The organism is Candidatus Magasanikbacteria bacterium RIFOXYB2_FULL_38_10 (assembly GCA_001783145.1).
In the GTDB taxonomy this organism is placed as follows: Bacteria; Patescibacteriota; Patescibacteriia; order Magasanikbacterales; family UBA10003; genus GWC2-40-17.
Genome location: MFQT01000016.1, coordinates 118,312 through 141,704, shown reverse-complemented (window position 1 = coordinate 141,704; position 23,393 = coordinate 118,312). Strand labels below are relative to the sequence as shown.

Below are 23,393 nucleotides of genomic sequence, written 5' to 3'. Positions count from 1 at the left end.
CACGCTGGAAATGGAAACACCATTATAATTTCCATCAGAGCTGGCGGATATATGAGTAATGGTGCCGGTTTCTGTTCCTTCAAAGGAGCTGTCATCATTAGCGGACACGGTTACAGTTTGAGGTGTGGACCAATTTCCGGCGGTAAAAGTCAAAGTGGTCGGAGAGACGGAAAAATCAGCACTGGATTCGGAAACAGTAATCGTCACATTGTTAGATGGCAAGGAAGTTAAAACAATCGTGTATGTGCCAGTGCCACCGTCTTCTGTTACAGTGGCGGTGACGCCACTTACTGTAACTCCGGCCGACGAAGCTTCGGTAGCAACACTATCCGTACTGGAATTAGGCCCTTCGCCATTTTCATTAACCCCTGCCACTTCAAAATAATACGTGGTAGCGGTATTTAATCCTATGGCAGAATAAGAATTGGTTAAACTGGTATCTAATAAATCTCCGGCATAAAATACTCCGCCGGAATTAGTTGTAGTGGCGTAAACTTTATAAGAATCAGTCATGGACGCCGCATCCCATGTTAAATTTATTTGGCTGGCAGAAACAGCCGTAGCCGACAAATTGGTTGGAGCTGAAGGAACACCCGGCAAAATTGGACCAAAATCAGTAAAGTGACTTACTTGCGCTGTTAGAGTATTGTTAGTTGTGTCAACCGTAGAGGCTACCGCTTCCCACTGCCCGGTATTGGAATCAAAATAGCCTAATTGCAAAGTGCTTTCATTAAATCCCACCGGTAAATCCGACTCATTATATGTTAATGTTAAAGCAACATTATTGGTTAAAGAAGTAATGGATGTACCCGAGCTGTCTGTAGCCGAGATAGATTTAACAGAGGAAGATAAGGGGGTGGCGTTGGCCGAAGCTACGGCAATATCAGCATTGGCAATGGAAACACTCACTGTACTATTGGAGGTGCCTAAAGCATTGGCGGGAATATCCAGAACTAAATCGCTTTTAGACACTTGGCCTCCAGAAGCCGCAGTAATGCCATTGATTTGCGGGACAGCGACGGAACAACCGCCAACAGCAGTTAAAGAAATGTTTTGGCTGACATTGGAACCGCTGACCGTTACCGCTGTACCGGTTGTTCTATAATAGCAAGGTCCCTCGGCAAAAATAGTCCAATTACCATTGGTTACATTCAAAGAATAATTACCATTACCATCTGTGGGCACGCCAAGCCAGGTATCATCGCCATTAAATACCTTTCTAGCAGAAACCCAGCCGTTACTTACAGCCTGACTACTGGCATTCACAACTTGGCCGGAAATAGTAATAGATGAGTTGGTTAAATTAAAATTTTGCACAGTATCACCGGAAACGTCAACTTGAACATCCCCTTGTTCGGAAACGCCCCCTAGATATCGCACCCCTACCCTATAACTGCGTGTATTCGGAATATAAAGAGAGTAATTACCGCTACTGTCAGTTTGAGTAGAATAAAAACCAGAACCATTAACGCGGCTAGCCCAAATAAAAGCATTTTTTATTCCGTTACCGCTTTCCGTACTAGTAACTGTACCGCTTAAGACAACCAAAGCCGTGGTGCCAGCATTAAAAGTAATGCTGGCAGTCTGTCCGGCAACAATGGAAGCCGTAGAGTTGCCAATTTCTCCCAATAAGGGTGACCCTGCATGCACATTATAATTTCCTGCCGGCAATTTAATATCAGCAAATTTGTTATTACCGCTAATGGTCCAAGATTCCGTACCATTACCGCGGTTGGTTGTTTCATCAAAAGCGCCGACAAAAAGAGGGCTCACGTTGGAAGAATTTTGAATAGTCACCCGCAGTGTCCCCTGTCCGCCCAGCGTCCAATTAATATTGGAAGCATTACCCGAAGAAACATCAACATTTTGAAATTGTAAGCCTCCGGTATCTTCGGACCATCCGCTGACTTGATAGGTGCCGGAAGGAACACGCAAAATATATGTACCATCTGCCAGTGTTTCCGTACCGTTGCCACCAATTGTGTTGCCGGTACCGCGCGCGCCAATTTTAACACCGGACAAAGGCGAGCCACCTTGCGTCACAGTACCGCTGATGGTTCTAAAATTAGCAGTGTTCACTGTAAAAGTAACAGTGGGATTGATTTCCGCGCTTACAGTTGCTAAAGAGGAAGTCAAAGGCCCAAAACCGGGAGCAAAACCTTCTACCGTGTAAGTACCGGGTGAAAGATACAAAGTGCTTGTGCCAACGGAATTGGTCATAGCGTTGGCAAAACCATTACTGCCATGAGCAAAAACCGGAGCTCCATTAATTGGGACGTTATTACTATCCTGTACTACAATATTTATATAGGAAGCAGGCTGTTTAACATAGATTGTTTTATTGGTCGTGGCCCCTGTAATACCCACGGGAAATTCTTCCGGCTTACCAAAACCAAAACGTTCAATCTGAATAATAATGGTGCCCAGTGGTACTTTAAATTCATATTGGTTGGGATTACTGCCCCCATCCTGACTGGGCGAGCAAACACGATCTTGAGCATCCATAAATAAGCCGCCCCCCGTTCTTTTAACCGCCAAGCAAGCGTTGGTGATTTGATTGCTCCCGGTATCCAATAAAGATACATTCAAAGCTTTATCTGCCTGGACATAAGCGTAAGTGCCTATATTATAAGAAGTAGAGGAAGCCGCTATAAAATAGGATGGAACAGAGGGCGGCCAATACTGGGTGCCAGCACTGTCAAAATTGTCTTCACTTCCGCGATCTCCCGATTGTACGTCAAACGACCAAGTCTCCCCGCTCTTTACGCTGATGGAAGCATAGCCAGTTCCGGTAGAACTAAACCCTGGTGTGGTTAATTCGGGATCAGCAAATAAAGGAGTGTACGATTCATAGTTAGAACTATGAGCCAAAATAAAAGCATTTTCTCCTACTACTCCACCGGTAATAACCAAAGTGGAAGTGGCGTCAGGTACGGCAAAATAGATGGTTGAAGTTGTTTCTATCCCTCCAATGGCCGAAACAGAAGTTAAAGCCGGCGCCAAAAAGCTTTCATAAAAGGCTTGGCTGGTTTCGTCAACCGGCGGTGTGCCAATCATGTAATTACAATCCAATAAATTTTCAAGATCCACTTGCGAACTGCTGTCTAACTGCCTATTGCCAATAAAAAATTGCTTGTCAGGACAACCCACCCCAACCATTACTTGGCTTAATTCAGCTCCGCTTAATAAAGAAATTGACCCATTGGTAGAAATTTTTTTAACTACAATATGTAGAGTATTGCTACCTCCAATGTGGACTGTATCCACCGGCGGCAAAGAACCGTAACCGGATTCTTCACTAAAGCCGGTAGCGGAGCCATCCAACAAACCATTGTTAGATTTAGCTGTATAGACAAAGAACCCGCGATAAGCATCAGCCGTAGCAGGATTGGTAATACCACCCACTTGAACTTCAATAACATCACCGGAATTGGTGGCGGCATTGCTGGTGGTTAAAACCAATTGATTGCGACCGGAAGTTGTGACAACTTCAATTGCCCCATTGGCAATTTGAGCGTTAGTGGAATTACTTATGTTGGAATTACTAGCTAAAGAAACTGTGGCTCCTGATAAATTAAACCCAACTGGAAAGCCTAAAACTATTTTACCGCCGATGGGAATACTGCTGGTTGTTGTAAATATAAAATTAAAAGCTACATTGGAGCTACTGGTAGCATAAGAACTGGGAGTAATACTGGAATTGGCATCAGAAACAATTGCCCCTCCGGCGCGTATAATAGAAGCGGTAGAAGTAACGGAAAATCCGCCGGAAAGACTGCCTTCCGGATGAGCTGAATCAACAGGCGTTCCGCCGGCAACAGTAAAAATTAAATTTTGTAAATTATTAGCTTGAGCAATCGGATTATTTATTCCGCCCAAGGTGACAGACCAAACTGTGCCGGAATTTATGGTGCTGGTGACAAAACCATAGACAACAGGATAGGCTCCGGAACCTGAACCTAAGGTGGTTTGAACCACACCTTGAGTAGCAACCGTGCCTTGAGTTTGAGTAACAGCCACATCATCTATATATACTTCCTTATCTCCAACAGACGAAGTGACAATTACCAAAGTTACTTTACCCGAAGGAGAAACCGTAATATTCTCAGTAGATTGAACCCAAGCGGCTGTGTCATTTAAATTCAAGCGGTAATTACCGCCAATGTCGGATGTTAATGAATTGGTATCAGCATCCCAGGCATTAGTTAAAAAATTCCAAATTTTAGTATGGGCGCCCGGACCTCCACCACCGGAAAAATCATCATCCACAATAATTAATTGGGCGGAACCGGTCACAGCATAAGCATAAAGTGAGGCAAGAGCTTCTGAACCGGGAACCAAGCCGCTAACCGTCTGCGAAATCCAGGAAATTAAAGCGTTGGCTTGCGTCAATTTTACTGAGAAATCTCCGGAATAAACCGTGGTTGTGCCTTGAGTAACAACATCAGTATCTCCATAAAATCTTTCATTCCAACCGGTGGGAAAATCTGTAACCAAACCTGTTTCAAAACCGCCATTTAAAGCAATATCATTTGCCGGATTATTATTTTGCAGTAAACTCCAATCATCAATATAAATTTCACTGTTATTATCAGCACCCAAAAAAGTTATTGACAGTGTACCGCTGGCATGAATAGTAATTGCGGGAATGGTATATTCGGCATAAGTACTGCTAACTGTCACATTATAGATATTGGCTTCAACATAATCATTATCCCAACTCTGGGTATTAAAATTCCAAGTGGCAACTGTGTTAAGATCTCCTTCAACAGTATATAAAACACCCAACCTGCCTGAACCGTTATTTTTAGACCAGATATGTCCGGTATAGCTATTCCCTTCAAGTAAACCCAAAGAAGTTTGAAAAGCGGATCCCCCTGTACCACCTGAACTATTAACAATTTTAACCGCGCTTAAACCGCCATGAGACGGTGTAGCGCTGGCTGAAATACTATACCCAGTGGAAATCTCATCAGCAAAAGCTCCAAGCGCCCAATCACCAGTTTCAGTTATCCAGGTTTGATCAAAATTGCCGTTGCTTAAAACATTATTGGAGACAGAAGTGGAAGTGGTAGAACCCAAATAAGGAAAAGTAGTGGTAACACTAGCCGCAGAAAACCCTTGCAGGCTATTGCCAATGGAAGGGAAACGAAACTGCACCACATCATTGGCCGACAGAGCGGCCGTGGTGGTGACGGAAAATTGCCAGCTAACATCCGTAGCCCCAATTAAATTGCTTTCCGTAGAGGTTGTTGGCGTCACGGTTAAATTGGCAGCCTGGACTGTTGAACCAAATAAAAAAATACCAAAACCACATAAGACAAAACAAATTTTATTTACCTTAAAATTAAACATACAGATGTAAATTACATTTTTTTAATTTTTTTGTTCCCCGCCTCACCCTCTTGAGGCCGCAAACCCGCATCAACGGCAACTATGGCAGACGGCTCTTTATAATTCTGTAAATCTACTGTTTCACTTTGTTTTTTATCAAAACCCAGCTTTTCAAACAATACATAATATTTATTACGCCCTACCAAAAAGGAATAGCGCCCTTTATTATCGGTGATTTGGGTCTCCAGCAATTTATTATACTGCATATCAAAAATACGGACAACAGCTCTTTCCAAAGGATTTTTATTCTGTTCATTATAAACAATGCCCCAGCTCTTGGGTCGGCGCGGATAGGCCAGACGTAAAAACAAACCATAAAAAATCACTTGCACCCCCAATAAAATTTCCGTCAATAAACCGGGGGTGATTAAAACAAAAACCACGGCTAAAATTAAACTGACCAAAGCAAAAGTGTGCTGGAAGCGCCTTAAAATCAATTGCCAGATAATTTTTTTAATGGGAAGCTCTTCACCCAAAGGATCCAAAGGAATATTAGGGGTAATAACAGCTCCTTTTTCTTTAACTTCTATAATTTCCCCATGGTATAAATCTAAAAAAGCATGATCCTCTTTAAAATTAAGAAAAAAATCTGTAGGAAATTTAAACCCGCCTTGTTTTAAATCAATCAAATATTTGCCGGGGGCAGGCAAAAAAGCAAAACGCCCCTCTTTATCTGTCACTTTTGTTTGCATTACCCGTTTGCTCTCGGCATCAAGCAAACGCACCGTCACCAAATCTAAAGGCATTTTAGTTAAAGAGTTGTAGATCACGCCCCAGCCTTTGCGCTTGCGCCTAAACAAAACCAGAATCGGCTGGGTAAATAGAAAACGCAGATAAAGAATAAATTGCGACGCGCCCACGGCCGTAGTGGCGCTAACCGCCGCCGCTCCGGCTACCACCGGCGCCACAACATCTTTAGTGGTTTCTTTAACTATGGGATTGTTTACAAACTCATTGGCATTTTTAACCGCGTCTTTGGCAGAAGCAAGGGCTTTTTGTGAAACAACTTTAGCGGCAAAGGAGGTCTTTTCTCCTAAATTTTCCGCCACATTAACAATGTTTTGAACCACGGAAACATTAGGGTCTATAACATCTTCAAGTTTGGGAGGAATAGCTAAAACTTGCAGTTGATTGTTCACCACCACTCCTCTGCTCAAAAAATATCCTGTTTCTTGTGTTTGATAGCCTTCTTTTTCTATATGTAAAATATAATTTCCCACCGGCACCAAATAACCAAATTCGCCATTGGCGTTGGTGGTTTGCGGATTTTGTTGCCCATAAGCCTCGGCCGGCCATAAGGTTGGGCTGGTTAATAAAGAGACTTTGACTCCCTCTACCGGAATCTCTTTTCCATTTTTCTTTTCTAAAATTCTGCCAAAAGGAACAATATCAGCGGTCCAATTAAGAATTTTTGTTCTTAGATCCGCCAAATTAATTATTAAGGTGGCGGGAAATTTGCCAACTGTCCCTGGCAAAGTAATTTCCGTTTCCCAATAATTTTTTATTAAATCAAATTTTAAAAGATAAGAACTGTTGTCAACGCTTAAAATAAGCTGTTGGGCGCTTGAAAATAATTTTTGGGCGGGTATGTTTATTTTTAAAGAGGTGTTAGGCAAAAAAGAAATTTCTTGATTTGTTGGTACGGTAATTTTGCCTTGAGCCACGCTGAATTGAAAATCACTTAAATAAATTGGTAATTCTTCTCCACCGCTGATACCTGTACCCGTTGGGGGCTGTATGGGAGTACCGCTGGTAGGAATAGCCGAAGCAATGGCGCCGCTGGAAAAATTTTCCGAACTATCATAAGCAAATACCGTATAATAGTAAAGAGTGCCGTTAGTTAAACCGGAATCCGCAAAAGAGGCGACGCGTCCTTGAAAAATCAAATCTCCTTCAGCCGGAGTGGAAGGAAATCTTGTAGAACCTCGCCTTATCATTACACCGGTAAAATCAGTATCACCAGGATTTTGCCAGGACAGAGTTACTTTTTGATTTTCTGCCGCGGCCGTTAAACTATTAACATTGGATGGAGCCAGAAGATCTCGTGAGGTTGTAAAAGAAAGCAACGGCCCACTAGCTTGGTTGCCATCGGTATCAGTTGATTTAACGGAAAAATAGTATTGAGTATTGGACTGTAGACTGCCAACGGTTAAACTATGCGTTTTAACCAAATTAGTGTTGGAAGATAAAGAGCCCAAAGCGCTGGTTAATCCGTAGGCTACCTGTGAATCAGCATCTTCATTAGTTTCCCAACTGATAGTTGCTGAAATTATTTGAGGAGCGGATTGAATATTGAAAATTATGGGCGGAGCGGCATCGCGCGTAACAAAAGATTGGTCGGCTGATTCTGCTTCATTAAAATTGGCATCGGCGGATTTTACTTTAAAATGATAGGTAGTTTCTGGTTGTAAGGATGATAAATTAAGAAGATGCGTTGTCTTAAAACTTTCATCGGAAACAAAACCGATTTCATAATTGGTGGTTAAGCCATACACAACGGAAGAGGTGGCGTTTTCATTGGTGAGCCAGGTTATTCTGGCGCTAACACCGGTGATATTGGATGTTTGGATATTAGAAATTATAGGCGGGGTAATATCTCCTATATTAAAAGTCCCGTCCTCTGACACAGCTTCATTAAAATTGGCATCGGTGGATTTTACTTTAAAATGATAAGTGGTTGCGGCTGATAGCCCTGACAAATCAAGGCTATGAGAAGTGGTGAATATCTGACCTGTAACAGAACCTATTTCATAATTGGTGGTTAAGCCATACACAACGGAAGAGGTGGCGTTTTCATTGGTATTCCAAGCAATCCTTACTGAATCAACCGATAAAATCGTCACCCTAATATCAGAAATTGCGGGAGCCGTGGTATCTGGCGCAACAGGAGGCAAGGTAGAACCGAAAACAACATTAGACAAACCGGATAAATTACTTACTTCATCGGTTGTTTTAAGAGCAAAATAATAAGTTGTTTGGGAGGCTAATCCTATAACAGTCATTTCTTGAACTGTGCCGGTCACTGCCGGAGCCGGTTCCCCTACTACTTGAGTGGCAGAAGCCCAATCGCCCTCCGTAATATTGGAAGAGGAATAACGCAAATCATAAGCGGAAGCAGTGCCGCTGGTACCATCATCTCCGGGGGCGGTCCATTTTAAAGTAATACTATTGGAAGTGGTAGAGCTGACAGATAAATTGCTAATGACCCCGGGCACGGTAGAATCTCCTGATGTTCCGCATCCTGATCCCGTACAACCGGTAGGCTGGGGATAATTTCCGTTAACCGTAGTGGTTCCTGTAGAAGTGGAGGTTCCCGCTTTAACAAATTGAGTCATCAAAAATAAACTGCCCAAAAACAGACAAAGAAGAAAAAAAACATTTAAAAAAATATTCCGCCTTTTATCTTTCATATCTTAAAAATCTTTTCTTGGCCATTTTATAAATAACAAAAATTACTAGAATTACCGCGGCGATACCGGCTAAGTTATAAAATAAATTTTGTGGCCAAACCCAAAAAGTGATTGTTTGGCTCTCCACTGATTTATCTTTACCAAAATATAATTGAGCTTTAGCGCTGTATTTCCCCCACTTAAGATTGGCGCCACTCAATGAAAAATTTCTGCGACTTTGCGGTAAAATATTTTGTCTGACGGAATTAACGGGCAGGAGGGATATTTGTTCATTGTCACTGTTAAAAATTTTAATTTGACCGGAAGGCTCAAGATGAGTATTGCCGGAATTTTCTATTTGCAAAAAAAATGAATTATTTTCATTTTTTCTGAAATCTACAATTTTTAATTCTTCCTTAATAACTCCGGAAACATTTAATAAAATCAGGGAACCTAAACGGTTTACCAGTTGCACTCCCGCATCTTTAAGAGGCGCCTCGGTCCAAAAAATGGCGGCATAATGTCCGCCGGGTTCGGCTGTCTCCGGAATATTAATAATAACCTGCGCTTCTTTACTTTCTCCACTCGGTAAACTAATTTTTTGTGGTTCCACAGAAATCCATTGCGCCAAATTCGTAAAATTACTATTTCCTAAAAAAACTGGCAAACCGGTGTTTTTATCAGGTTCAAAATTTTCTATTGAAGAATAAATTGTCAGAGGCTGGTTGGTTTCATTAAAAACTTTTATTTTTTTTGTTACTGCAGTCCCCTTTTCAGCTTCTATTTTAAAAAGAGGAGGACTGACTGTCAGCGCCTGAACCGGAAAGATTTTAAAAAACAAAAAAAAGATTAAGACAAAAAAATAAATTGCGCCTATTTTAAAATCGCGAGAGAAAAAAAAAGTTTTTAAAAAAACCTCCATAAAAAAACAACTAATAATTTACCATAGTGGTAAAAGTGACTATGTGGCTGTAAGTGCCATAAGCTGTGCCGGAACCAACCGCCGCTTTATAGGTGATAATTGTTTCCTCATTGCCGGCCGCAGCAGAATTGGAGGCTACAATTTGCGAACTGGTAGTAAGTGGAGTTGAGGTGGTGGTACTGTTCATCTTACCGGCTGATCCGGAGGTGCTGATTCCATAACCGGCTGTGCCGGCAGTCACAGTTCCATTTATGGGAATATCAGTGATAACATTGGAACCGGAACGCAAGTCGCCGTCATCATTAATAGTTGTGGTATAACCTGTAACGGCGTTAGTGGAAACAGTTAAAGTCTGCGAGGCGCTGGCTACGGAGCTAAGGGATAATGTACCAAAATTTATGGAATCAGTTGATAATGTAACGGCCAGACTGGTTGCCGAATCGGCGCCAAAAAAACCAGAGTCAATAATAAAATTGGTACTGGTAGATTGAGTGGGCTGGCTACCCATTTCCCCAGAAGTATTTATAATTTGATAATTAGTAGAGGTGGATAATCCCCCTCCTACATTAACTACATCTGTAACAACCTTAAAATTAGTTGACTCCATGGTTAAAGACGAGGCAACCAAAGGAAAACTTAAAACAATCAAAAAACAAGAGAGAAACAAAACTTTTTTCATATCTTTAATTTTAGCACATTTTAAGTAAAATTTCACTTGTGCATAAATAAAAATAATTACTCTAAAAAGTAAGGGGGTTAGTAAAGCTTATATTTTTTGTTATTATATTATTTTACGACACTTTTTAATAGCTAAAATTGGAGAAAATAAAAGAAAAAATAATAGAAAGTTCCGCAAGGAACTCTTTATGCGCACTTACCCCCTAATCTCTAAAAACAAAATTTTTTATAATCAATTTCTTTTTTGTCTCAATTTCCTCTATTATGAGCTCACAATAAAATTTGTTATGTTGGCGAAACTGACATAACTTCTAAAAAACCCGCCCAGATGCCTCGACTCTTGGGTCAAGGGTTTTCACCTAACTTTAAAAAATGCCAAATCAACAAAAGATATACATGGTTTTAACAAACCTTTTTAAAACAGACAGCTAGACAGCAAATTGACTTTCTATTCTATTTGTATACACTAGTCTATACAAACAGCTCAGATGAACATTAAATTGTTCCACTGTACTTCTTTTCTTAATTAGCCAAATAATTCTAAAATTAAAAAAACATAAAATAAGCTTAATAACAAAAAATTTGTATAGACTAGTGTATACAAATTTCAATCAAAAATGGACCTAGGCAGAATCGGACTGCCGCCCCCGCAATGCGAATGCGGTGTACTACCACTGTACTATAGGCCCATTAAAAAACAACCTAATTTTTTGTTTCATTAACCAAATCCCCAAAGACTTACTTTTTCATTATCACATTAAAAAATCATTACCTGTCTATTCTAGCTACTGCCCCCAGTATGAATCGAACACACATCCACCCCTTAGGACGGGGTTGTTCTATCCATTGAACTATGGGGGCACTAGCCAAAATGGTCAGGTCAATAGGTTTGAAGTTCCTTATGGAACTAATTTTAAAAAAAACTCAATTTTTTAAAGTAAATATCTCTTATTCTACATTAAACTATGTGTCGCCAAATGTATTTAGTTCTAATTCTATTTTTTAATTAAATCAGCCATTTGCCAAAACAATTCAAACATCGCTCGCAATAAATTAACTAAAACAGAACTCTCAATGATTATACCCATTTGATTGATTTTTTTCAAGAGGTCTGTCATCGCCTTATTTCACAAAAATTAACCAACCTTAAGGCCTAATCCCCAAATTCAAACCCAAGTTTGTAAAAACCCTTCTAATGTGATAAATTTTAAACATATTTAACAAGTTCATCAAAAAAATCCATAAACTATTCAATCTAAATTATGCCCACTGCCTTAATTTTAATTTTTTCCCTCCTCGCTATCGCCGTTATCTTCCTTCTTTTGTTTTTACTGCAAAAAATCCAAATCATGCAAAAGCCCAAAGAGGGGACGGAGAACATTTTTTTAATGCTGCAAAATCAAATTAGTGAATTAACCAGAACTGTAGATGCCAAACTGGCCGAAACTCATAAATCTGTCCAACAACAATACGGCATCTCTACCCGTATTATCCAAGATGTGACAGAAAAGCTGACTAAACTGGAAGAAACCAATAAAAGCGTAGTGGGTTTTGCCGAGCAATTACAAAGCCTGGAAGATATTTTAAAAAATCCCAAACAGCGCGGCATTTTGGGTGAATATTATTTGGAAACAGTTTTAAAAAATGTTTTACCGCCTAAAAGTTTCCAGATGCAATACAAATTAGGCAAAAATGAAGAGGGGAGCGACTTGATTGTGGACGCGGCTGTGTTTGTTAAAGATAAAATAATTCCTATTGATTCCAAATTTTCTTTAGAAAATTACAATCGCATAATTGCCGAACATAACCCTGTAGAAAAAGAAAAGCTAGAAAAAATTTTTAAACAAGATTTAAAAAACCGTATTGATGAAACCGCCAAATATGTTTTGCCAGACAAGGGAACTACGGATTTTGCTTTTATGTTTATTCCGGCCGAGGCCATTTATTATGATTTATTAATCAATCAGGTGGGTGCGGTTAAAGTAAACACCAAAGACTTGATTGAATATGCCACCAAGGAAAAACATGTGATTATTGTTTCTCCCACTTCCTTTTTAGCTTACCTCCAAACCGTTTTGCAAGGCCTGCGCGCCCTGCAAATGGAAGAATCCATCAAAGATGTAATTAAAAAAGTAGGGGATTTAAGCAAACATTTAATCGCTTACGATGATTATTTTAAAAAACTGGGTAATAATTTAAGCACCACGGTTAATTCCTACAATACCGCCTATAAAGAATTAAACAAAATAGACAAAGATATCATGCACATTACCGGCGGGGAAAAAGAAATAGAAGTTTTGCAAATTGATAAGCCCAGCCTTGACAATTTAAGCTAATTTTGCTATAATATAATAAGTCTCAAAAAAACGCTCTCAATTTAATTTATCAGTTAATGTACTTATGCCAAATAAACCAGCGGCAATCAAAGCTTTACGTCAGGCTAAAAAGGCAACCATAAAACACAATGCCCTTAAAAATACCTTGCGTAATTTAGAGAAAAAGATTAAAAAAGCAATAGCAGCCAAAGAAAAAAAGATAGCCCAAACCTTAGCCAAAGACTGGCAAAAAACCTGTGATAAGGCGGCCAAGGTCAAGGCTATCAAGTCTAATACTGCTAACAGATTAAAATCCAGATTAATGAACAAAATAAATTCATTAAAATAATTTTCTCAATCCCTCCATTCTCACGGAGGGATTGTGTTTTAAAAATATGAACAATGAACGTCGCGGTTATTCCCCAGAAACCGAACTATTAAAAATTCATCCTCTAATTAAGGATTATCTGCAGGTTCATTCTGATTTATCTCGTCGCGAACAGGAATTTTTGATTAATTATTATCAAAACCTAAGACAAGATATGGGACACGGGTTAGCCGGAGCCTTTAGAAAGGAAGCTGGAAGAATTAAAGGTGAAGGAAAAACAGGAGAAGCTTTTAAAAAAGCTTGGGGTACTGCTACGCAAAACCCGGAAAACGGCCCTAATACCACAACTATTTTTATGGCGGAGCGAGAAAATATTAAGGAAGCTGCCGCTCATCAGGCCATTGAATTGTTTGAATTAAAACAAGAAGCGGAGATTGATCATATTAGCGGGTTGTATCGCGGTGGGGCCTTTGACCGTTATGCCGAAGAAACCTTGGCTGCGGCTCAAAAACTGGCTCAGGAATATAATAAAGAACTGCCGGAGCAAGATAAACTGGTGAGCGCCTATGTGGCTTTTGATGTTGATAATTTTAAAACTATCAATGAAATAATTGGTCACGACAGAGCCGATACGGAAATTTTGGCAAAAATGGGAGAAATAATTAAAGGGACTCCGGAAAAACCAGGCCTTATTAGAAGCACGGATTTAGCCAGCCGCATTGGCGGAGATGAGTTTGTGATTCTTTTCACTCATATTAAAGCCTCGGAAGTGGAAAAAACCATTCAAAGACTTTTGACAGCTTTTGGCACTATTACCTATGAAACCCCCGACGGTCCCCAAAAACTTTCAGTCAGTGCCGGCGTTAAAATAATTAAGGCTGAAGAAAAAACCAGTTTAAAAAGTGCCAGACATATGGCTGACGAGGCAGGCAATTTGGCCAAAATAGAAAAAAATACGTTTCTAATTTATACCACAGATTTACCGGACAAAATTGAAGCCATGATTGTGGAAGGGGCTAAAAAATCAGACGCGGACAACAAAGGATTGCAATTTTATCTACGCCAATTGCGCCAATTAAATAAAAGAACCATAGAAGACACAGCTAAATTTAATGAAACTGGATTAGCAGAATTTGAAAAAACCCTGGAAAGACAAGCCCATATTAAATTAGCCACAAAATTAAAAGAATTGAAAACAAAAGAAAAAGCCGCTTAAAAGCGGTTTTTTCTTTTGTTTAACTTTCTTAACAATTATCAACTGCAAATTTTGTTCACCAACAAATCTAACAACAACCGATAATCCCCCTCGCCTGTTTTAGCCCTTTTATCTATTTCCAAAAGCTCGGCATAAATTTCTTTTAGTTTGGCAAAAGAAAAATTCCGTAAAACACCATAGGCTTTTTTAACCACAAAAGGGGATAAAGCCAACTCCCTGGCCGCCATATCAGAAGAAGCGCCAGGATTTAAATTCATAAAATCCTTAACCAAAAGCATGGTTTTAAATTGCCAAACTAAGGCTCCAAAAACCTGAGGTTCATTTGCCCCGCTAGACCACTGATCTTGCAAAAGCTTAATTGCTTGTTTACCATTTTTAGCTGTTAAGGCATCTATAAAATGAAAAGTGTTGTCATCGGCTACCTCCGGCAAAAAAAGGTTCAGATCGGCCGAGGTAATAATTTTTTGTCCTTTTTGTTTGGCAAACAAAATAAGTTTTTGCAATTCATTATTAAGACGCCACAAGTCTTCGGCTAAAGGATGGGCAACCAAACTACTTAAAGCCAAATTTTCCATCCCCATTTCTTCTTTAGCCAGTTCATTTTTAATCCATTGGTTTAATTCACCGGATGTAAGAGACGAAAAAAACTTGGAATACTTTTGTTCTTTAAGCCAAGCGGAAAAGGGATGAGGCTTTTTATCAGATAATTCTTCTTCCCAAAAAATAACCACGGAACTGGCCGGAATCTTTTTCTGTTCTATCATTTGCCATAAAGTATCTAGCAAATCTTTTTTACCCTTAGATAGAGCCCTTTCTATCACTACTAATCTTTTTTCCGCTAAAAAAGGAGAAGCCACTAAATTTTCTAAAATTAAAGAGACTTCAGTTTTTTCCGCATCAAAAATATTAACATTCAGCCCGCTTGGATCGCGCTGTTTTTTAAAATCCTCCAAGGATTTTTTTAATTGTTGCCGACTTAAAAAGGTATTAGGACCATATAACAGAATAAACATATTATATCTCCTTCATCTCTCCCCAATTATCACCAGCTTCTACTTCCACTTTAATTGGTACGCGCAGTTTTAAAACATTTTCCATAATAGTTTGAATGGGATCGGCATATTTTTTAATTGCTTCTTCTTTTACCTCAAATACTAGCTCATCGTGCACTTGCAAAAGCATTTTTATTTCCGATTTATCTTTCAACAACTTGTGCACTTCAATCATAGCGAGTTTTATTAAATCCGCGGCTGTACCTTGAATAGGGGCATTTACCGCCATGCGTTCGGCCGAGTTACGCAGTTGCGGCATACCGCTGTTTATCTCTGACAAATAGCGGCGACGGCCAAGTAATGTTTCCACATAACCGGTGGAGTGAGCGAGCGAGCGCGTTTCATCTAAAAACTTTTTTACTTCTTTAAACACTGCAAAATATCTAGCGATAAAATCTTTGGCTTCCATAAAGGAAACATTGATACTTTCGGCCAATGAATGAGGGCCCATACCATAGATAATGCCAAAATTGATAGCCTTGGCATTGGAGCGCATCACTGGAGTCACCTCTGCTAAGGTTATACCATTAACTCTGGCCGCTGTCATAGCATGGATATCGCGACCTTCTTGAAAAATTTTAATCATTTCGGGATCATTAGCCAAAGAAGCAATAATGCGCAGTTCTATTTGCGAATAATCAAGTCCTAACAATTTATGTCCCTTTTCCGCCACAAAACATTTGCGAATTTCTTGTCCCAAATCTCCTTTGATGGGAATATTTTGCAAATTAGGATTGGATGAAGACAAACGACCGGTAGCTGTGACAGCCTGATTAAAAGTTGTATGCACGCGGCCATCTTTTTCAACTAGTCCTGGTAAAACATCAACATAAGTATTGCGCAATTTGGCCAATTCCCGATATTCAAAAATGAGTTCAATGATAGGATGCAAGCCGCGCATTTTTTCCAGTTCCGAGGCAGCAGTAGAAAGTCCGGTTTTGCCTTTACGAATACCCATCACTGGAATTTCCAGTTTATCAAACAAAATTTCTTTTAATTGCTGAGGAGAGGCTATATTAAATTCCTGTCCGGCCATTTTATAAATTTCATCCGTGAGCTCTTTTCCCCGTTTTTCCATCTGTTTAGCCAGTAGGCCCATATATGCCACATCAATTTTAATGCCATTTTTTTCCATCTCTGCCAAAACATTAACCAAGGGCATTTCCATTTTTTTATACAAATTTGAAAAACCTTTATCTTCCAATTCTTCTTCCAAAATTTTGCCAATGGACCAAAAATCAACCACTGTTTGGCCAAGGGTTTTAGCGTCTATCCCAAACAAACTGGCCTGATTGCTTATCCCGGCTTCTTTATTTAAATAACGCAGTATCAAACTAGAAATTTCATGCGAGCGACTACCCTGATCTAATAAATAATCAGCAATCATCAAATCAAAAAACTCATTTTCCAAAGACCAACCATATCTTTCTAAAATTTCATTGGTGCGTTTAAAATCATGAACAATTAGACTTTTGTTTTGCAACAAATTTTTATCAAACTTCTCTATCAAAGAAGAGGGAAGATAAAAAACGTCGGTGCCGTCAAAAGTTAAAACCAAACCAAAGAGCTTGGCTTTTAAACTACTGGCGCCATCATCTGATAAATAAATTGCACATTTTTTAGATTTCGCCCCAGACCTTTCCAATTCTTTAAAATCTTCTTTAGTTTTGATTTCTATAACTTTTATTTTAGTAGTTTTAGCAACTTTTTTTTCTTCCTGCGGTGTGCCATTCTCAAAAATATCCAAGCGTTTTAATAAACTGCCAAACTCCCACTTTGCTAACAATTCTTTCATCTGCGGATTGATAAAATCTTTAGCTTCACAATCTTTTAAAGTATATTTAACTGGCACAGTGGAAACTAAAGTTACTAGATGCTTGCTGAATAAGGCCTCTTTTTCTCCGGATAAAATTTTAGCAATTACAGCGGCGCTAACTTTTTTCTCTGCCAACTTATTTTTATTTTTATAAAGATTTTCTAGCGTTCCGAATTTTTGGATCAGATCGGCCGCAGTTTTTTCTCCAATACCCTTAACACCGGGAATATTATCCGAGGGGTCGCCGCGCAAAGCCTTATAATCAATCATCTGCTCCGGTTTTAATCCATATCTTTCTTCAACTGCTTTAGTGTTGTAAACCACAATATCATTCACTCCTTTTTTCATTGTATAAACTTCCGTATCCTCATCCACCAACTGCAAAGTATCCATATCGCCCGTCACAATAATAGTTTTAACTTTTTCTTTTTTATTATTCACTGCCACGGTAGCAATAATATCATCGGCTTCAAAACCCTCCTGTTCTAAAACCGGCACTTGCATAGCGCGGAGCAATTCTTTAACCAAAACCATTTGATCATACAATTCCTGCGGCTGTTTAACGCGCTGAGCTTTGTATTCTTTGTACTCCAAATGGCGAAAAGTAGGCGCCTTTAAATCAAAAGCCACTACCAGATAATCCGGCTGGAGTTCTTTAATGGTACGCAGTAAAATACTGGTAAAGCCATACACCGCATTCAAAACCAAACCATTCTTGCCGGTCATGGGAGGAATGGCGTGAAAAGCGCGGTGAACAATGGCATTACCATCTACTATTACAAATTTGGACATAATATTATGATGCTATTTTACCTTTATTGGGTATTTTCTACAAGACTTGACAGTTTACCAAATTTACGATAAAAATAAAGCAACTGGGCAGGTTTCTAAAACGGTCTTTAAAACTTAAAGGTAAAGGAGAAAAGGAATGTTCACCAAACAACACCAACTGGGTATTTTACTGGGCATTGCAGCTGGCATTTTGTTCGCCTCACTATTGAACTGGTCCTTTGGCTGGATTGTTTCGGCCATGACCTGGGGCCTTGTAGTGGGATTGGAAATGGGCTTTTGGGTGGGAGTACCGGTCTTGACCAAGTCCGTGCATCAACGGATTTTCCAAACGATTTTCCTCAAAACCTTCTCCAGGGGAACACTAAGGAATCTCTTTACGCTTGGTAAAATTGTAACACTATCTTTAATAACGATTACAACAATTTGCTTAAGCTTTTGGCTGGCTTGGAAAATGTCGGTCTTTCTGGAGGACATCACGCCGCCCCTGCTCTTAAATGTCTACAATTCCTATCTTGTTCCATTTTCACCCCAAAATATTTTTACTCATATCAATCTTTCAGACGCTGTTCGCCAAATGTCCTTTTTCTCTGTTGGTATCGTAATAATCATATTCCTTTTTTCTCTTTATAAAATGGATGAACTCTCTTACCATCTTACGAAGATAGGTATAATTTTCTCTCTATCTTCCATACCAGCGGCAATTGTAATTTCTTCTCTTGTCTATTTCCTTTCTGTGATTATGGTTTTGCTACTGCTCACCCTCCTCTGGCTCTTTGTTACACTAATAATTTTCCTCTGTGCGGTTTGCATGGTAGCGCTTATTCTTTACGGTCTGGCCAATATCGCCTCCAAACACGAGGCCTCAACCATTACAATCGGCGTAGTGAGCGGGGTCCTTTCCGGCCTGGGCTTTGGCCTGTGGTGGACCGATTTTGCCTTCTTCCCAACCATACTTTCCTTGCTTGCGGGTTGCATCGTCGGCTATGGCTTGGCTTACATCTTCTACCGTATCGGCATAGCCGAGTGGTTTAAAAAAATCCAAGCGGAGTTCTCTGAAAAAAAGGATTCCTCATCTGCTGAACCTACCAAGGGATAAACCTTAAGCTTCACTTCAACGTCAACCGCTTTGGTCTAACCACTAAAGCGGTTTTTTTATGCAAACTAAAAAATAAAGCCCTCTTTCACCAGCGCCTTTTTACAAAACAAAAAAGACCCACAACGGATCTTTTAACTCTTAAAAGGCCACGGTGGGAATTGCACCCACGAATAGCGGTTTTGCAGACCGCGGTGTTAGCTACTTCACCACGTGGCCGGCTTTTTAAAATTGAAATCCTTTTGTGCCAACAGGCTCATCAGGATGACGTGATAGATTATACCTTATTTCTTCTAAACTTTCAAGGGTTTATAAACCCAAAACTTATACAGTAAAAAATTCCAGGAAACGGCTAAAATTATTCCGCTGATACGCACCAATATATAATTATAGTCCATTTTTTCATTTAAATAATACATCCAGGCTACGGCAAAAATATAATTCCAAGCGGAAAGCAAAATAAAAGCACCCAGCCTCTTTAAAGTTTTACCTTGCGCTTTAAAAGTGACAAACTTATTAAGAAAAAAAACATAATTGATAATCAAAATTTGATTGACAATAACTGCCGTCACCGGCCGCCAACCAAAAACCTCTTTAAAAAAAGTCAGCGTCAATAAATCCAAAAGCGTGCCGCTCGTACCAATCAAAAAGTAAGAAAAAAATTGTTTGCGCGCCAATTTAAAATAACCAAAAATCTTTTTCAACATATTACAATAATATATCAGATTCGGTACAAATTTAAAACCCCCGCGGGAGACGGGGGTTTTAAGGGTTTCTTCTTTGCCGTTTGGCAGGTCAGAATAATATAAATTAACTTTAATAGATCTCCATCTTCAGCCTCTGGACTCCAAATTTCAAAGCCTCGGCTCTAGAAGTGTTGAACCAAATATCCGCGCGGCCATAACCATACTTTTTATTCATTCTATCATTAATGGTAAAAATTTTATCGCCATACATTTCCGGAAATCTAACGTGAGTTCCCAAAGGCAACCAGTTGGCCGCCACTAAACCATCATAAACCCTTTGGCCATTAGCGGCGATAAAGGGGGAATCATCGGTTTGATCCGGCGTGCTGGTATAAACAGTCACCACAGCCTCTACAATCTTGCGAGGCTGGCGTTCAGGAGAGGTTGGCAGGCTTAAATTGTTTTGCTTCCAATTTAAAAGAGAATCTTCAGCAATAGCTAACTGAGGCAATCCCAAATCCAATAAAATAGCCAGAATTAAAGCAAAAACGGCTAATTTATGCCAAAGTTTAAATTTTAGGTTGTACAGATGAAACATATTTATCTAATTTTAGCGGTAATTAGTCAATTTGGCTTTTACCCAACTAAAAAATCCCGTATTAGGGATTGTGGCAATATAATAGCACATTTTGATCATTTTGTCAATACCCGGTCGCCAGTTCTCGCCCTATTTAAAACTTGAAGAAAACGCTCAAAAATGAGATACTGAATTTAAATCTATGTCTATTTTTTCTAATAAACACGTTTTATCTCCGCAAGATTGGCGGAAAAAGATGCAAAAAGCCAAGCCTTCTCTTTTTCTTTCCAAAATTCTAAAAACTCAAAAATCTTCTTTTAACCAACCTTTCCAAATTATGAAAGAAAAAAAAATTACTCTTAAAAATATTGCCATTACCCTTATTTTCTTAGCGGCTTTAGGATGGCTAAGCCTAACTATTATGGTAGCTTGGGCCTCGCGCGATTTGCCCGACCCTAATAAACTGATTGAGCGAGCAATTTCCCAAAGCACTAAAATTTATGATCGCACCGGCCAACATATTTTATACGAGGTCTATGGCGACAAAAAAAGAACTTTAATCAATTTGGAAGATATTCCGGACTATGCCAAATGGGCCACAATTTTGGTGGAAGATAAAAATTTTTACCAGCATGGCGGCGTGGCCTGGCTTTCTATCGCCCGAGCTTTCGCTTCCAACTTTCTTGGCAGTTCCACTGGTAAAGGTGGAGCTTCTACTTTAACTCAACAACTAATTAAAAACGCCATTCTGACCGATGAACACAGTTACATCCGCAAAATTAAAGAGGCTATTCTAGCCTTACAGATAGAAAAAAAATATAGTAAAGATGAGATTTTAAAAATGTATTTTAACGAAATTCCTTATGGCTCAACCAATTACGGTATAGAAGCGGCTTCTCTTAGCTATTTTGGCAAATCAGCTAAAGAGGTCACCCTAGCCGAGGCCGCGACTTTGGCCGCTCTGCCTCAAGCCCCTTCTTCTTATTTAAACAATCAAGACAAATTAAAGATTAGAAGAAATTTTATTATTGATTTATTAGTGGAAAACAACAAAATTTCAAAAGAAAATGGAGAAATTGCCAAGCAGGAACCCATTAAAATAAAACATGGTTCCGAGGCTTTGTTTGCCCCGCATTTTATTTTATATATCAAACAATTGTTAACGGAAAAATACGGAGAAAATACAGTTGAAACCGGCGGTTTAAAAATTATCACCACTTTGGATTATGATTTGCAAAAAATTGCCGAGGAAGAAGTAAAAGCCGGAGCGGAAAAAAATGAAAAAAAATATAAAGCCAATAACGCCGCTTTAGTGGCGATGGATCCTAAGACCGGCCAAATTTTAGCCATGGTTGGTTCACGTGATTATACTAATGATGAAATTGATGGGCAGGTAAACGTAGCTCTGCGCCCGCGCCAGCCGGGATCTTCATTCAAACCTTTGGTTTACGCCGCGGCTTTTGAAAAGGGTTTAACGCCGGACACCAAATTATATGATGTAGAGACTATTTTTAAAACAGACACTAAAGATTTTATCCCTCATGATTATGATTTAAAAGAAAGAGGACAGGTCACCATTAGACAAGCTCTGGCCGGATCATTAAACATACCGGCCGTTAAAACTTTATATCTTGCCGGCATTGATAATATTTTGGATTTGGCGCAAAAAATGGGCTACACCACACTAGAAGACCGCAGCCGCTTTGGTTTGGCTTTAGTGTTAGGGGGAGCGGAGATAAAACTTTTAGAACACGTACACGGTTTTACGGTTTTAGCTAATGAAGGCAATAATTTTCCTTATGCTTCTATTTTGGAAATTAAAGACAGCAGGGGCAATATCTTAGAAAAATGGGAACAAACCGAAGGAAAACAAGTAATAGAGACTCAAGCTGTGCGTCGTTTAACTGACATCATGAGCGATAACAACGCCCGCGCCTATATCTTTGGCGAAAATAACCCCTTAACTTTACCCGACAGACCGGTGGCGGCCAAAACCGGCACTACCAATGATTGGCACGATGGATGGACTTTAGGTTTTACCCCGTCACTGGTAACCGGAGTTTGGGCCGGCAATAATAACAATAAAGAAATGGCTCGCGGTGCTGACGGTGTCTTGGTAGCCGCGCCCATCTGGCATAATTTTATGGCTCGCGCTCTGCAAAACAAACCAATGGAATCTTTTATCGCCCCTGATCCTTACCCAACAGACATCAAACCAATTTTAATAGGCCAAGGAATGGGAGAGGTTGTTTTGGCAGTAAACAAAATCAATGGAAAAATAGCCACTTCCAGCACTCTGCCAAATTTGATAGAATATCGCCGTTACCACCAACCGCACGACATTCTTTATTATTTAAACAAGGATGACATTCTAGGGCCTCCACCCGGCAATCCGGCCGCTGACCCACAATATGCTTCTTGGGAGGCGGGTGTGCAAAATTGGGCTGTTAAACAAGGGCCTGCGTTTGATACCGTACCCACGGAATACGATGATGGTGGTGCCAATAATATTTCTTTACCCCAAATAACAATTGTAAATCCAACGCCAAACCAAACCATAGACACACGAACACTGCCAGTTAATGTAACTGTAGGAAATAATCCTCCTATTACCAAGGTTGCTTATTTTTTAGATGAAATCCTGGTCACGGAAGAAAATACGGCGCCTTTTAATACCACACTTTATCTTCATGATTTGTCTCGCGGCTTTCATAATTTAAAAATTAGAGGCTCGGCCGGTAATGGATTAACAGCGGAAAATAATTTAGATTTTAATTTAATCGCCCCGGATGAAAATCCTACTTTTGACTGGCTTTTCCCCAAAAGCAATCAGAGTTTTTTTAGCGGACAATTTCCCATTTCTTTGAAAATCAAAACCTACCAAACAGATAAAATCAAACAAATTATTTTTAATTTAAAAGATGGAGAAAAAGAAACAAATTTAGCTTCTTTAACCGGACCTCTGGAACAGACCATTTATATTTCTTGGAATAAAGCGCCAACAGCAGGGTTTTATACTCTTGGTTCCGCAATTACAACTACTGATGGAAAAAATTACACCGGACCGGAGATAACCATAGAGGTAAAATAATCACGAAATAAAAAAAGACCCTTCGAAAAAACTCGAAGGGTCTT

12 protein-coding genes, 3 tRNA genes and 1 pseudogene are annotated in these 23,393 nt (G+C 39.5%); 5 read left to right on the top strand and 11 right to left on the bottom strand.

Annotated features, from left to right (window positions below):
- The 6 genes and pseudogenes from A2294_01470 to A2294_01445 all read right to left on the bottom strand — a co-directional run bounded on the left by A2294_01470 (position 1) and on the right by A2294_01445 (position 11,244).
- Positions 1–5,355, bottom strand: a pseudogene (locus A2294_01470) (hypothetical protein).
- 11 nt (positions 5,356–5,366) lie between these two features.
- Entirely contained in the window at positions 5,367–8,804 is a 3,438-nt protein-coding gene (locus A2294_01465) for a hypothetical protein (GenBank protein ID OGH85410.1), read from the bottom strand.
- Positions 8,794–9,705: a hypothetical protein gene (locus A2294_01460; GenBank protein ID OGH85409.1), complete on the bottom strand. Its 912-nt coding sequence runs from the start codon at positions 9,703–9,705 to the stop codon at positions 8,794–8,796. Before A2294_01460 ends, A2294_01465 begins: the two co-directional genes overlap by 11 nt.
- A 10-nt stretch (positions 9,706–9,715) precedes the next feature.
- Complete coding sequence (locus tag A2294_01455; GenBank protein OGH85408.1) at positions 9,716–10,384, bottom strand: hypothetical protein; 669 nt, start codon at positions 10,382–10,384, stop codon at positions 9,716–9,718.
- Between the two features lie 617 nt (positions 10,385–11,001).
- Positions 11,002–11,072: transfer RNA gene (locus tag A2294_01450), tRNA-Ala, on the bottom strand.
- Positions 11,073–11,172: 100 nt separating this feature from the next.
- Positions 11,173–11,244, bottom strand: a tRNA-Arg gene (locus A2294_01445).
- 401 nt (positions 11,245–11,645) lie between these two features.
- On the opposite strand from A2294_01445, the gene A2294_01440 reads away from it, so the two are divergent.
- From A2294_01440 to A2294_01430, 3 genes are all read left to right on the top strand, one after another.
- The gene (locus A2294_01440) at positions 11,646–12,719 is read left to right on the top strand and encodes a hypothetical protein (GenBank protein OGH85407.1); all 1,074 of its coding nucleotides are present in this window, start codon (positions 11,646–11,648) and stop codon (positions 12,717–12,719) included.
- A gap of 64 nt (positions 12,720–12,783) precedes the next feature.
- On the top strand, positions 12,784–13,047 hold the full coding sequence (locus A2294_01435; protein ID OGH85406.1) for a hypothetical protein: 264 nt from the start codon (positions 12,784–12,786) through the stop codon (positions 13,045–13,047).
- Between the two features lie 46 nt (positions 13,048–13,093).
- Entirely contained in the window at positions 13,094–14,242 is a 1,149-nt protein-coding gene (locus tag A2294_01430) for a hypothetical protein (GenBank protein OGH85405.1), read from the top strand.
- Positions 14,243–14,280: 38 nt separating this feature from the next.
- Here A2294_01430 and A2294_01425 read toward each other — a convergent pair whose 3' ends face one another.
- Both A2294_01425 and A2294_01420 read right to left on the bottom strand, forming a co-directional pair.
- Positions 14,281–15,255, bottom strand: a complete 975-nt coding sequence (locus A2294_01425) for a DNA polymerase III subunit delta (protein ID OGH85404.1) — start codon at positions 15,253–15,255, stop codon at positions 14,281–14,283.
- A gap of 1 nt (position 15,256) precedes the next feature.
- A complete protein-coding gene (locus A2294_01420) occupies positions 15,257–17,902 on the bottom strand; it encodes a DNA polymerase I (protein OGH85403.1) in 2,646 nt (881 codons plus the stop codon).
- Between the two features lie 136 nt (positions 17,903–18,038).
- On the opposite strand from A2294_01420, the gene A2294_01415 reads away from it, so the two are divergent.
- A complete protein-coding gene (locus A2294_01415) occupies positions 18,039–18,998 on the top strand; it encodes a hypothetical protein (protein OGH85402.1) in 960 nt (319 codons plus the stop codon).
- Positions 18,999–19,141: 143 nt separating this feature from the next.
- Here the strand turns inward: A2294_01415 and A2294_01410 are convergent.
- The 3 genes from A2294_01410 to A2294_01400 all read right to left on the bottom strand — a co-directional run bounded on the left by A2294_01410 (position 19,142) and on the right by A2294_01400 (position 20,279).
- Positions 19,142–19,214 (bottom strand) — tRNA-Cys (locus A2294_01410).
- Positions 19,215–19,288: 74 nt separating this feature from the next.
- Complete coding sequence (locus tag A2294_01405; GenBank protein ID OGH85401.1) at positions 19,289–19,702, bottom strand: hypothetical protein; 414 nt, start codon at positions 19,700–19,702, stop codon at positions 19,289–19,291.
- 109 nt (positions 19,703–19,811) lie between these two features.
- Positions 19,812–20,279, bottom strand: coding sequence for a hypothetical protein (locus tag A2294_01400; GenBank protein OGH85400.1), 468 nt, complete (start codon positions 20,277–20,279; stop codon positions 19,812–19,814).
- 181 nt (positions 20,280–20,460) lie between these two features.
- Between A2294_01400 and A2294_01395 the strand changes: the two genes are divergently transcribed.
- Entirely contained in the window at positions 20,461–23,349 is a 2,889-nt protein-coding gene (locus A2294_01395; protein OGH85399.1) for a hypothetical protein, read from the top strand.
- Positions 23,350–23,393 lie beyond the last annotated feature (44 nt).